At 66.4% G+C, this 12,020-nt stretch carries 11 protein-coding genes and 1 pseudogene; 7 read left to right on the top strand and 5 right to left on the bottom strand.

Translation table 11 applies throughout. The features are described 5' to 3' along the window. Positions 1–12 precede the first annotated feature (12 nt). The gene (locus tag DBZ45_RS09320) at positions 13–177 is read left to right on the top strand and encodes an SPOR domain-containing protein (RefSeq protein WP_111903641.1); all 165 of its coding nucleotides are present in this window, start codon (positions 13–15) and stop codon (positions 175–177) included. Between the two features lie 21 nt (positions 178–198). On the opposite strand, the gene panB is transcribed toward DBZ45_RS09320, so the two are convergent. Next, on the bottom strand, positions 199–1,104 hold the full coding sequence (panB, locus tag DBZ45_RS09315; protein WP_111903640.1) for a 3-methyl-2-oxobutanoate hydroxymethyltransferase: 906 nt from the start codon (positions 1,102–1,104) through the stop codon (positions 199–201). A 242-nt stretch (positions 1,105–1,346) separates the two neighbouring features. Here panB and glnA (DBZ45_RS09310) point away from each other — a divergent pair, with 242 nt between their 5' ends. The 5 genes from glnA (DBZ45_RS09310) to DBZ45_RS09290 all read left to right on the top strand — a co-directional run bounded on the left by glnA (DBZ45_RS09310) (position 1,347) and on the right by DBZ45_RS09290 (position 7,431). Continuing rightward, positions 1,347–2,687 carry a type I glutamate--ammonia ligase gene (glnA, locus tag DBZ45_RS09310; RefSeq protein WP_076798006.1) on the top strand — a complete coding sequence of 447 codons (1,341 nt, stop codon included), beginning with the start codon at positions 1,347–1,349 and terminating at the stop codon, positions 2,685–2,687. Between the two features lie 9 nt (positions 2,688–2,696). After that, a complete protein-coding gene (locus DBZ45_RS09305; protein ID WP_111903639.1) occupies positions 2,697–5,708 on the top strand; it encodes a bifunctional [glutamine synthetase] adenylyltransferase/[glutamine synthetase]-adenylyl-L-tyrosine phosphorylase in 3,012 nt (1,003 codons plus the stop codon). A gap of 21 nt (positions 5,709–5,729) precedes the next feature. Beyond that, on the top strand, positions 5,730–6,155 hold the full coding sequence (locus DBZ45_RS09300; protein WP_111903638.1) for a VOC family protein: 426 nt from the start codon (positions 5,730–5,732) through the stop codon (positions 6,153–6,155). Between the two features lie 6 nt (positions 6,156–6,161). After that, positions 6,162–6,677, top strand: a complete 516-nt coding sequence (locus DBZ45_RS09295; RefSeq protein ID WP_111903637.1) for a GNAT family N-acetyltransferase — start codon at positions 6,162–6,164, stop codon at positions 6,675–6,677. 277 nt (positions 6,678–6,954) lie between these two features. Further along, complete coding sequence (locus tag DBZ45_RS09290; protein WP_111903636.1) at positions 6,955–7,431, top strand: hypothetical protein; 477 nt, start codon at positions 6,955–6,957, stop codon at positions 7,429–7,431. Between the two features lie 146 nt (positions 7,432–7,577). On the opposite strand, the gene glnA (DBZ45_RS09285) is transcribed toward DBZ45_RS09290, so the two are convergent. Then, positions 7,578–9,002 (bottom strand): type I glutamate--ammonia ligase, encoded by a 1,425-nt coding sequence (gene glnA / locus DBZ45_RS09285; protein ID WP_111903635.1) that lies wholly within the window; start codon positions 9,000–9,002, stop codon positions 7,578–7,580. A gap of 271 nt (positions 9,003–9,273) precedes the next feature. Here glnA (DBZ45_RS09285) and DBZ45_RS09280 point away from each other — a divergent pair, with 271 nt between their 5' ends. Continuing rightward, positions 9,274–9,711: an RDD family protein gene (locus tag DBZ45_RS09280; RefSeq protein WP_111903634.1), complete on the top strand. Its 438-nt coding sequence runs from the start codon at positions 9,274–9,276 to the stop codon at positions 9,709–9,711. A 3-nt stretch (positions 9,712–9,714) separates the two neighbouring features. Here DBZ45_RS09280 and DBZ45_RS09275 read toward each other — a convergent pair. The 3 genes and pseudogenes from DBZ45_RS09275 to lipA all read right to left on the bottom strand — a co-directional run. Beyond that, positions 9,715–10,041 (bottom strand): annotated as a pseudogene (locus tag DBZ45_RS09275) (DUF3817 domain-containing protein); the annotation flags it as partial. Positions 10,042–10,172: 131 nt separating this feature from the next. Beyond that, positions 10,173–10,925, bottom strand: a complete 753-nt coding sequence (locus DBZ45_RS09270; RefSeq protein WP_111903633.1) for a DUF4191 domain-containing protein — start codon at positions 10,923–10,925, stop codon at positions 10,173–10,175. Between the two features lie 88 nt (positions 10,926–11,013). Then, positions 11,014–12,020 (bottom strand): lipoyl synthase (lipA, locus tag DBZ45_RS09265; RefSeq protein WP_223256996.1); only part of this gene is annotated, 1,007 nt, incomplete at its 5' end.

Raw genomic sequence — 12,020 nt, 5'->3', positions numbered from 1 at the left:
CGAGGAACACTGATGCCCGAGTACTGGTATAACGTCAAGACCCACACGGTGGAGGAAGACGCGATGTCGGACTGGACCCAGCTGATCGGTCCCTACAAGACCCGGGAAGAGGCGGAACACGCCCTCGAGAAGGTCAAGGCGCGCAATGAAACCTGGGAAAAGGGCGACGACGACTGATCTTGCCGGAGCCCAGGCCCCCTAGAACGAATGTTCCGGTCCGGGGAACTGTCCCGACCGGACATCCTCGCCATATGCCTTGGCCGCGTCGCTCAGCACGGTCCGGAGGTCCGCGTACTGCTTGACGAACTTGGCCATCCTGCCGCCGCGGAGCCCGGCCATGTCCTGCCAGACCAGAACCTGCCCCGTGGTGGCATTGCCAGCGCCGATGCCGATGGTGGGCACCGGAATGGCAGCGTCCACGGCCTTTGCCGTCTCCGCGGGAACCATTTCCATGAGCACGCTGAAAGCGCCGGCGTCGGTCAGCGCCGCAGCGTCCTCAACCAGCCGCGCGGCGTCATCGCCCCGGCCCTGCACGCGGTAGCCGCCCAGGGAGTGCTCGCTCTGGGGTGTGAAGCCAATGTGGGCCATGACCGGAATGCCTGCCTGGACCATGGCCTTGACGGTCTCGGCGTAGAACTTGCCGCCCTCGATCTTCACTGCGTGCGCCAGGCCCTCCTTAAGGAAGCGCACGCCGGTGGCCACTGCCTGCTGCGGCGAAACCTCGTAACTGCCGAAGGGAAGATCCGCCACCACCAGGGCGCGCTTGGCTGAGCGTGCGACCGCGCGGCACAGCGGCAGCAGCTCATCGACGGTGACGGGAAGGCTGGTTTCGTTGCCAAAGACATTGTTGGATGCCGAATCGCCCACCAGCAGGACCTCGATGCCGGCCTGGTCGAAAATTTCTGCCGTGTACTGGTCATACGCTGTGAGCATGGCGAAGTGTTCGCCGCTGGTCTTGGCCTGCTGCAGGTGGTGCGTGCGGATCCGGGAGAGCGGCTTCCGTCCGGATTCCGACGGCGGCGCTGCGGCTGCCGCGGGGCCGCTCCCGTAAGGAGCAGGTACTTCAGCGGACATGCTTGGATCGGGACTGCTGGTTGAGGCCATGGCTAGAGCGTAGTCCGGGACCCGCCGTGCTAGCCACCGGCCGGCAGCGGACGACTGGTGATTCGCGTCATAACGGGGTGCCAGTCCGGGGCTGCCCGGTCTCCGGTTGAGTGTTAACGCTGTGTTACGCGCTGCAGCCCCGCCAGCATCACGCCTAAATGCTTAGTAAAGTGATTCGTGAGCTGCCGCTGCTCCGTCGTGGACGGACCGGGGCATGAACGTAGACCGGAAAAGAGGCCTTCATGGACCGCCAGCAAGAGTTTGTCCTGCGCACGATCGAAGAGCGCGACGTACGCTTTGTGCGCCTGTGGTTCACCGACGTCGTGGGCTCGCTCAAGTCGGTGGCCCTGGCTCCTGCCGAGGTCGAAGGCGCCTTCGACGAGGGCCTGGGCTTTGACGGCTCGGCCATCGAGGGTCTCGCCCGCGTCTTTGAGTCGGACATGCTGGCCCAGCCGGACCCGTCCACCTTCCAGATCCTTCCGTGGCGCGGCGAGACCGAGCAGACGTCCCGCATGTTCTGCGACATCCTTACTCCCGACGGCGAGCCCTCGGCAGCGGATCCGCGCAACGTCCTCAAGCGCACCCTGGCCAAGGCAGCCGACATGGGGTTCACGTGCTACACGCACCCCGAGATCGAGTTCTACCTGCTCAAGTCGCAGGAACCCGGCCCCGACGGTTCGCCCATTCCGGTGGACGAGGGCGGCTACTTTGACCACGTCCCCGGTGGCGTGGCCCAGGACTTCCGCCGCACCGCAGTGACCATGCTGGAATCGGTGGGCATCTCCGTGGAGTTCAGCCACCACGAGGCCGGCCCGGGCCAGAACGAAATCGACCTGCGCTACGCGGACGCCCTGCAGACGGCGGACAACATCATGACCTTCCGGACCGTCATCAAGGAGGTGGCGCTGCAGCAGGGCACCTACGCCACCTTCATGCCCAAACCCTTCACGGCCCACCCGGGCTCCGGCATGCACACGCACTTCTCGCTCTTCGAAGGTGACACCAACGCCTTCTTCGAGGCAGGGGCGGAATTCCAGCTCTCCAAGACGGCGCGCCAGTTCATTGCCGGCATCCTCAAGCACGCCCCTGAATTCACCGCGGTCACCAACCAGTTCGTCAACTCCTACAAGCGCCTCTGGGGCGGGGGAGAGGCGCCCAGCTACCTGAGCTGGGGGCACAACAACCGCTCCGCCCTGGTCCGCGTCCCGCTGTACAAGCCGGGCAAGGGACAGTCAGCCCGGATCGAATACCGCGGCATCGACTCGGCCGCCAACCCCTACCTTGCTTACGCCGTGCTCCTGGGCGCCGGGCTGAAGGGCATCGAGGAGGGCTACGAACTGCCCGCAGCGGCGGAGGACGACATCTGGTCGCTGAGCTCCGCCGAGCGCCGGGCGATGGGCCACGATCCCCTTCCTGCCAGCCTGCATGACGCCATCCGTGCCATGGAGGACTCGGAACTGATGCCGCAGATCCTGGGCGAGCAGGTCTTCGAGCACTTCCTGCGCAACAAGCGGGCCGAGTGGCAGGACTACCGCCTGCAGGTGACCCCCTACGAGCTGCAGCGCAACCTCGCCATCCTTTAGGCGGCTGCGGTGAGCTTGGCCCGCCGGCTCATTACCGCCGGCTTCAGCGACCTCGAGAAGGGCGAACGATTCCTTGCCGCCCCCGAGCTGGAGGGAATTGACCAGGACATCCTGTTTGCGGGCCTGCAGCTGGCGGCGAACCCGGACGCCGCGCTGCAGTCCCTGGTCCGGCTGATCGAGAAGCACCCGGACCTGCGGAAGCTGGCAGCGGCGGACACCGAGGTGAGCGAACCGCTCTACCGGGTCCTGGGCGCCAGCGAGGCGCTCGGCGAATTTCTCATCCGGCACCCGGAGCACCTCGATGCGTTCAGCGTGACCGCAAGCCCGGAACCGCTCCAGGCCGATCCGGCGGAGCTGCGTGCCCAGCTGCTCAGGTCGGTGCGCGCCGACACCACCGCGGCCCGGCCTGTGGCGGGCATCTCGGGCCCCGAAGCCTACGAGGCACTCCGCACCGCCTACCGCAGGGGCGTGGTGGACCTCGCCGTCAAGGACCTCTGCGCCGCCGACCCGCTGGACTTCATGCCCGCCGTCGGCGCCGAACTGGCGGATCTTGCGGGAGCGGCCATCGAGGCCGCCCTTGCGGTCTCCCGCGCCGAAGCAGCGGGAAAGTTCGACGCCGGGGAGGTCGCCGACGTCGCACTGTCAGTAATCGGGATGGGCAAGTGCGGAGCCCGGGAACTGAACTACATCTCCGACGTCGATGTCATCTACGTGGTGGAGTCAGGCCAGCTGGACGACGCCCGGGCCAACACCATCGGCACGGCGCTGGCCTCCGGCATCTCGCGCGCCATTTCGTCACCGGCACGTGAGCCCGGGCTGTGGGAAGTTGACGCCAACCTCCGCCCGGAAGGAAAGTCCGGCCCGCTGGTCCGGACACTGGCGTCACACCAGAGCTACTACGCCCGTTGGGCGGAAAGCTGGGAGTTCCAGGCGCTCCTGAAGGCGCGCACCATCGCGGGCGACGCCGAACTGGGCGCCCGCTACGAGGAGGCCGTATCGCCGCTCGTGTGGACCTCGGCGAACCGCGACGGATTCGTCGAATCCGTGCAGGCCATGCGCCGCCGGGTGACCGAACACATCCCGCCAGCCGAGGAACAGCGGCAGATCAAGCTGGGCCGGGGCGGGTTGCGCGACGTCGAATTCACCGTCCAGCTCCTCCAGCTCGTCCACGGCAAGTCGGATGAGTCCCTCCGGCGCCGGGACACGACGTCGGCCATCGCCGCGCTGTCGACCGGGGGCTACATCGGCCGGGCCGACGCCGCCGCCTTCGACCACGCCTACCGGTATCTGCGCCTGCTCGAACACCGCATCCAGCTGTTCCAGCTGCGCCGCACGCACCTCATGCCGGTCAAGGAGGAGCCCCTGCGCACGCTGGCCAAGGCGGTGCTCGGGCCCTTCTCCACGGACCGGCCGCACCCCGACGCCCTGCTGGCCGCGTGGCAGCGGACAAAACGCTCGGTCCGGGAACTCCACGACCGCATCTTCTACCGTCCGCTCCTGAACACGGCCGCCAAGCTGAGCAGCGAGGATGCGCGCTTGACGCCGGAAGCGGCGCAGGGCCGGCTCGCCGCGCTCGGTTACCGGGACCCGCAGGGTGCACTCCGCCACATCGAGGCCCTGACGGCCGGGGTCAGCCGGCGCGCGGCCCTGCAGCGGCAGCTGCTGCCCATCCTCTTGGGCTGGCTGGCCGAAGGCGTGGACCCCGACGCCGGGCTGCTTGCCTTCCGCAGGATCAGCGAGTCGCTCGGCACCACGCACTGGTACCTCGGCATGCTCCGCGATTCGGCCGCGGCGGCCGAGCGGCTCTGCCACATGCTGTCCAACTCCCGTCTTATCGCTGACCTCCTGGAAGTATCGCCGGAATCGGTGTCCTGGCTGGGGACGGACAAGGAACTGGCGCCGCTCAGCTTCGAGGCGCAGTGGCAGGAGATCACCTCCAAGATGTCCCGGCACGCGGACCCGGAAAGCGCCATGCGCCTCATCCGGCTCATCCGCCGACGTGAAATCCTGCGGATCGCCATCGCGGACAGCGCCGGTCTGCTCGGCCAGGACCAGGTGGGGGAGGCGCTCGCAGAGACGGACCGGGCCGCCATCCTGGGTGCCCTGCGGGTGGCGGAAAACATTGTTTCCGCCACTGGTCCGCTCAAGACATCGGTGCTGGTGGTGGCCATGGGCCGGCAGGGCGGGCTGGAAATCGGCTACGGGTCCGACGCCGACGTCCTCTACGTCCATCGGGCGCTGCCCGGAGCCTCGGACGATGAAGCGCAGCAGCAGGCCGCGAAGATCGTGGGCCATGTTTCCAGCCTTCTGACGCAGCCGCTCAAACCGGCGATCATGGCCGAGCGGGTCCTCGCCGTCGACGCCGATCTTCGTCCTGAGGGCAAGAACGGGGCCATGGTGCGGTCCCTGGAGTCCTACGGCGAGTACTACCGCCGCTGGTCGCTCATCTGGGAGGCGCAGGCACTGCTCCGTGCCCGGCCGATAGCCGGAGACAACGGGCTCGCGGCGGACTTTGTGAAGCTGGTCGATCCCATCCGCTACCCGGCCGCCGTCTCCGACGCGGACGTCCGGGAGATCCGCCGCATCAAAGCGCGGGTGGAGTCCGAGCGGCTGCCCCGCGGCGCGGACCCTGCCAGGCACCTCAAGCTGGGACGCGGCGGCCTGAGCGACGTGGAATGGCTCGTGCAGCTGCTGCAGCTCCAGCACGCCGGAAGCCACCCCGAGCTGCGCACCACGTCCACCCTGAAGGCTCTGCAGGCGGCGGCCTCGCTGGGGCTGCTGGAAGAGGACGACGCCGGCCTGCTGGCCGACGCCTGGCAGCTCGCCAGCCGGATCCGTTCCGCGAACGTGATCTGGACGGGCCGCGCCTCCGACCTGCTGCCCTCCTCCCGGCGCGACCTGGAGGCCGTGGCCAGATGGTGCGGCTATGAGGAAGGGATGGCAACTGCGTTCGAGGAGGACTACCTGCGGGTGAGCAGGCGCGCCCGTGCGGTGTTTGAGAAAGTCTTCTACGGCCACTGAACCGGTGCTAGGTTTGGGCGCATGGCTACCCAAATCTTCATGAACTTGCCCGTCCGGGACCTCGACAGGTCCGTGCAGTTCTTCACTGCGCTGGGTTTCAAGTTCAACCAGGACTACACGGATGAGAACGCCACCTGCATGGTGATCAACGATGACGCCTTCGTCATGCTCCTGGTGGAGAAGTTCTTCAAGACGTTCACCGCCAAGGAGATCGTGGACGCGACCTCGGCCACCGAGGCCATCATGGCCTTCTCGGTGGACAGCCGCGAAGAGGTGGACCAGATGGTGGGCAAGGCCCTGGCCGCCGGCGGATCCGAATCGCAGCCGGTGCAGGATTACGGCTTCATGTACAGCCACAGCTTCCAGGATCCGGACGGGCACCTGTGGGAGGTCATGTGGATGGATCCGGCGGGTCCGCCCGCCGACGGGGCGGCACCTGCTTCCTGACGGATCATGAGGCCGGACGTATGGCTCATTCCGTTGCGGGACCTGGATGCCGATGCCCGGGCGATCCAACTGGGTGCGGTGGCGGAGCTGGAACTTGCCCCGGGCCAGCAGGAGTTTGTGGGCGACCCGCTGCGCATGATGCTGGCAGGGCTCGAGGACGGGTCCCGCAGGCCCTACGTCATCGAGGCGGGCGGCAGGGCTGCCGGGGTGCTGACGCTGCAGTCGGGCGCCGCCGGGCTGGCCGGCTGGCCCGACGACGACTCCGCCTGGCTGCTTCGCGGGTTCCTAATCGACAGGCGGCGGCAACGTCAGGGCCTGGGACAGGCGGCGGCCTCTGCGGCAGTGGCAGCCGCCGCCAAACTGACGGCCAGGCTGGGAGGCGGCCAAACCGGCGTCGTGCTTTCAGTCAACGAGCGCAACCCCGCCGGGCAGGGAGCGTACCTGAAGGCGGGGTTTGCGGACAAAGGAGTCTATCTGGGCGGCGAGGCCGGTCCGCAGCGGACCATGTATGCCGCCTTCTGAGCGCTAATCCCGCCGGGAGACACGGCCGGACCGTTGCGCCGGCACGGGTGCGTGCCTACGCTGTGTCTTGGCTGTGCACTTCAAACCTTGTTGGGGGGAAGGCTTGAAAGAGTCTTCGTCTCGGAGGCACTCGCCGGAACAGGCTGGCTCCCGGTCTCAGCACGTCGGGGGCCAGCTTCGGGCGCCCCCGCTGGGGCAGGATGCCGCGCGGCAGGACGCAGACCATGCCCGGGCGCGAGCGAAGGGCGGCCGCGCCAGGAGGTTCAGGCGGGCGGAGGTGTTGCTCATCGGGGCGGGGGTCGCCGCGACGCTCATCGCGGCCGCGTACCAGTACGCCGGGATCAGGAGCACTTTGGAAAGCAGCACGGCTTCCTCCCTCTATGCCCAGCAGCAGGAGATCGACAGGATCTTCGTGGACAATGTTGACCTGCAGCCGTATTTCTGGCGCCGCCAGGAACTGCCGGACGCCTCGGCGGTGGCGGATCCTGCGGCGAAGCGGGAGGCGCAGCAGCTGGCGGGCCGGGCCGAGGCGACGGCCCACCGCATTCTGGATCACTTCGCCCATCTGAAGTACCAGATGGGAACGCAGGCCTTCACCTCTGAACGCGCGGACTGGGAAGCCTACATCCGGCGGAGCTTCGCGGACTCCCTTATTCTGTGCCGCGCGCTGCGGGATGACCGGGAAGCCTTCGGCGGCACGGGTGCAGACTCGTTGTGGGGACGGTACGCGGAGGAACCCTGCCGGGGCACATGACCGCGGACGGGCACCTAACCGGAAACGGGCACTTACCCGTAGAACGGGCACTCACCCGTAGTACGGCCAAGGGCGGCCACCGGTCAGTAACCGGTGGCCGCCCTCGGCGGTGTCAGGAGTGTTTCCCTGAGGTCAGACTAGTCAGACTAGACGCCGTAGTAGAGCTCGAACTCGTAAGGGTTCGGGCGCAGGGACAGCGGGCGGATCTCGTTCTCGTACTTGTACTCGATCCAGGTGTCGATCAGGTCCTGGGTGAACACGCCGCCGGCCTGCAGGAACTCGTTGTCCTCGGCCAGGGCCTGCAGTGCTTCCTCGAGGGTGCCCGGAGCCTTGGGGATGTCCTTGGCTTCCTCGGCGGGGAGCTCGTAGAGGTCCTTGTCGATCGGAGCCGGGGGCTCGATGCGGTTGCGGATGCCGTCAATGCCGGCCATCAGCTGGGCCGCGAAGGCCAGGTACGGGTTGGACGAGGGGTCCGGAGCGCGGAACTCGATGCGCTTGGCCTTCGGGTTGGAGCCCGTGATCGGGATACGGATACCGGCGGAGCGGTTGCCCTGCGAGTAGACCATGTTGACCGGGGCTTCAAAGCCCTTGACCAGGCGGCGGTAGGAGTTGACCGTCGGGTTGGTGAACGCGAGGACGGCGTCGGCGTGCTTCAGCAGGCCGCCGATGTACCAGCGGGCGGTGTCGGACAGGCCGGCGTAGCCCTTCTCGTCGTAGAACAGCGGGTCGCCGTTGCTCCACAGGGACTGGTGGCAGTGCATGCCCGAGCCGTTGTCACCGAAGACCGGCTTCGGCATGAAGGTGACGGACTTGCCCCAGGCGTCGGCGGTGTTCTTGATGACGTACTTGAACTTCTGCAGGTCATCAGCCGCGTGGGTCAGCGTGGTGAACTTGTAGTTGATCTCGGCCTGGCCGGCGGAGCCAACTTCGTGGTGGCTGCGCTCGACCTCGAGGCCGGCCTCGTCCAGGGCAACACACATGGCGTCGCGCAGGTCGGCCTGCTTGTCGGTCGGGGAAACCGGGAAGTAACCGCCCTTGATGGGGGTCTTGTAGCCCAGGTTGCCGCCTTCTTCCTCGCGGCCGGTGTTCCAGTGGGCTTCTTCGGAGTCGATCTTGTAGAAGCTGCCCTCGGGGGAGGACTGGTACTGGACGTTGTCGAACACGAAGAACTCGGCTTCGGGAGCGAAGAACGCGGTGTCGGCGATGCCGGTGGAGGCGAGGTAGGCTTCAGCCTTCTCTGCCACACCGCGCGGGTCGCGGTGGTAGGGGTCGCCCGTGCGGGGGTTCACGATGGAGAAGTTCAGCGCGAGGGTCTTTTCCATGCGGAACGTGTCCAGGAACGCGGTGGTGACGTCCGGAATGAGCTGCATGTCAGACTCGGCGATGCCCTGGAAGCCGCGGATGGAAGAACCATCGAAGAGCTGGCCGTTGACGAAGAAGTCGGCGTCCACGCTCTTGGCGGGCACGTTGAAGTGCTGCTGAACGCCGGGGAGGTCGGTGAAGCGGATATCGATAAACCGAATGTCTTCATCTTTGATGAACTTGAGGACTTCGTCCGCAGTCTTGAACATCTATGCTCCTTACGCATATGTAATAACTGGCTAGAAAGCCAAGTGGTCCAGCGCAATCCAATGGGCGGAAACACAAAAGTGCCCCGCTCCAGGCTCGCTAGCAACTGTTACCACCCTAGGGATTCGGGATTTCCCGTCCGTGTCCGCTTTGTTTCCGGCAGGTTACAGAACCTACTGATATGTAAACGCTATACGGTGTCCACACTGTGGTCCACGCCTATCCAGAGTATGAACGACCGAGGGGCTCCCCGCGGCTCGGTAAACTTGGTAGGTGGTAGATCGCAAAGACATCGGTTCGTGGCTCAGCGGGCCGGACACTTCCGGCATTTCCAAGTACCCGGGGGAACGCCTGGGCTTCCCCGAGGCAGGCCCCGGATCCATGGCCCGCGCCGGCCGGCGGATCCTGGCGATCACCATTGACTGGACCATCGCGCTGCTGATCAGCAACGTGTTCCTTGCCGGTAATTCCATGGCCACGCTTGCCGTCTTTGCCGCCGAGCAGATCCTGCTGATCGGGACCCTGGGCTACAGCATCGGGCACCGGGCGATGGGCATCCACGTGGTGAAGCCGGACGGCTCAGCGGCCGGCCCGCTCGCTGCGCTGGTCCGCACCGTCCTGCTCTGCCTGGTGATCCCGGCGGTCATCTTCGATCCCGACCAGCGCGGGCTCCATGACAAGGCCATGAACACCGTCCTCGTCCGCAGGTAGCCGCGCAGGTAGCCGCCCGGTCGGAAGGTATCCCCGGCGGAGCGCCCACCGCTCGAACAGGACCGTGGCGAAGGGGAACACCGCCGAGAGGCCTGCCAACAGCGCCACCCTGAAGGGCCAGCGCTGCAGGCGCCACAGGACAAGGGCAGCCGCTCCGTAGCCGATGAACAGGGCTCCGTGCACCGGTCCTGCAATCTCTACGCCGAGTTCGGTGGTTCCGGCGATCCATTTGAAATACATGCCGGCGAGGAGCGCGGCCCAGCTGAAGGCTTCGGCGACCGCTAGCAGGCGGAAGGCGCGGACGACGGTGGACGCGGACGGGAATTTCACAGGAGGCTCCGGCTTCTGTAGGTGCTGGTGTCTGGCTGGTTTGAGGATGCGCTTTTACCGGGGTATGCCGATCAGACTAAAAAGCCCCGGGGCCGGCGCAGATGCGACGGCCCCGGGGCTTTTCAAGCGGATCAGCGTCCGCGCTGGGGGCGGGCCTTGTAGGGGTCCACGCCCTTGGGGATCGGCAGGCGGCCGCCCAGCGATGAGATGCGCTTGGACACGGCGCTGACCTCGGTCTTGGTGAGCTCGTTGTTGAGCTTGTTCATCTTCTTCGCCACCTGGCTGATGGGGACCTGGCCCTCGCCGCGCCCCGTCTCGATGACGTGGATGGTGACGTTGGGAAGGATGCGGGCCAGTTTCTTCCGCTCGCCTTCGATCAGCGGACGCACGCGGTGTGTGGGTCCTTCGGCGACGAGGACGACGCCGGGACGCCCGACGGCGCGGAACACGGCGTCCTGGGTCCGCGGGTTCACAGCCACGGGCTGCTCCTCTGTGATCCAGCCGCGCTTCAGCGTGCTGAGGGCAGCGCCGGATGCTCCGGGCTGGTTCTCGATCTGGGCGAAGGCAGCCCCTTCGGCGCGGCGGGAAAGAATGAACGTAGCCGCGAGGAAACCAAGCGGGATGCCGATGATCAGGCCGGTAATCCAGTTATTCAGCAACAGGCCAACAACGAGGCTGACGGCCACGACGCCCAGGAACGCCAGCAGCATGAGCCACGGAACCATGGGGTCGTGGCGGCGGGTCATGTTGAAGACCTCGCGGATTTGCTTGAGCCGGCTGGGCTTCTTTTCCTTCACGGCCTTGGGCTTGCGCCCGAAGAGTCCGCGCTTGGAGCCATCAGCGGCCGCAGGAGTGTTGTTGCTGGAGTCAGGGGATTTCGCCATAGTGCCTTAATTCTACGTGATCCACGACAAAGGGCCGGACGCCGAAAAGTCCTGGTGTCCGGCCCTTGGCCATGGAAAATACTTGGTGCTACCGGTGCGCCGCGAGCAGGGAGCTGGCTTCCTGGCGGGTGGATCCGGAGGATTCGATGTGGGCGAGTTCGGCGGGGATTTCCCAGCCCTTTTTGCGCATGGCGGTGGCCCAGAGCCGGCCGGCGCGGTAGGAGGAGCGGACCAGGGGCCCGGACATGACGCCGAGGAACCCGATCTCCTCGGCTTCGTGCTGGAGGTCCACGAATTCCTGGGGTTTGACCCAGCGGTCCACCGGGAGGTGGCGTTCGGAGGGGCGCAGGTACTGGGTGATGGTGATCAGGTCGCAGCCTGCCTGGTGCAGGTCGCGGAGGGCCTCGGAGATCTCTTCGCGGGTTTCGCCCATGCCCAGGATCAGGTTGGACTTGGTGACCATGCCCAGGTTCCGGCCCTGGGTGATGACGTCAAGGGAGCGTTCGTAGCGGAAGGCGGGCCGGATCCGCTTGAAGATCCGGGGCACGGTTTCGACGTTGTGCGCGAACACCTCGGGTTTGGAGTCGCAGATCGCGGCGATGTGTTCGGGTTTGCCGGAGAAGTCCGGGATGAGCAGTTCGACGCCGGTGCCGGGGTTCAGTTCGTGGATCTTGCGGACGGTTTCGGCGTAGAGCCAGACGCCTTCGTCCTCGACGTCGTCACGGGCAACGCCGGTGACGGTCGCGTAGCGCAGGGCCATGGCCTGGACGGAGCGGGCCACCTTGGTGGGTTCGAACCTGTCCACGGGGGAGGGTTTGCCGGTGTCGATCTGGCAGAAGTCGCAGCGGCGGGTGCATTCGGAGCCGCCGATCAGGAAGGTGGCTTCCTTGTCTTCCCAGCATTCGAAGATGTTGGGGCAGCCGGCCTCTTCGCAGACGGTGTGCAGGCCTTCCTTCTTGACCAGGTTTTTGAGCTGGACGAATTCCGGGCCCATCTGGACCTTGGCCTTGATCCAGTCCGGTTTGCGTTCCACCGGGGTGGCCGCATTGCGCTGCTCGATCCGCAGCATTTTCCGGCCTTCTGGTGCCAGTGTCA

It is taken from the genome of Arthrobacter globiformis (assembly GCF_003261175.1).
Taxonomy (GTDB): Bacteria; Actinomycetota; Actinomycetes; order Actinomycetales; family Micrococcaceae; genus Arthrobacter; species Arthrobacter globiformis_A.
The sequence above is the reverse complement of the archived record's forward strand: the minus strand, read 5'-3'. Positions and strand labels throughout refer to the sequence as shown.

Excerpts from the sequence above, each read along its gene's own strand:
- DBZ45_RS09320 (WP_111903641.1), top strand. The coding sequence starts at position 13 with ATGCCCGAGTACTGGTATAACGTCAAGACCCACACGGTGGAGGAAGAC.
- panB (WP_111903640.1), bottom strand. The coding sequence starts at position 1,104 with ATGGCCTCAACCAGCAGTCCCGATCCAAGCATGTCCGCTGAAGTACCT.
- glnA (WP_076798006.1), top strand. The coding sequence starts at position 1,347 with ATGGACCGCCAGCAAGAGTTTGTCCTGCGCACGATCGAAGAGCGCGAC.
- DBZ45_RS09300 (WP_111903638.1), top strand. The coding sequence starts at position 5,730 with ATGGCTACCCAAATCTTCATGAACTTGCCCGTCCGGGACCTCGACAGG.
- DBZ45_RS09295 (WP_111903637.1), top strand. The coding sequence starts at position 6,162 with ATGAGGCCGGACGTATGGCTCATTCCGTTGCGGGACCTGGATGCCGAT.
- glnA (WP_111903635.1), bottom strand. The coding sequence starts at position 9,002 with ATGTTCAAGACTGCGGACGAAGTCCTCAAGTTCATCAAAGATGAAGAC.
- DBZ45_RS09270 (WP_111903633.1), bottom strand. The coding sequence starts at position 10,925 with ATGGCGAAATCCCCTGACTCCAGCAACAACACTCCTGCGGCCGCTGAT.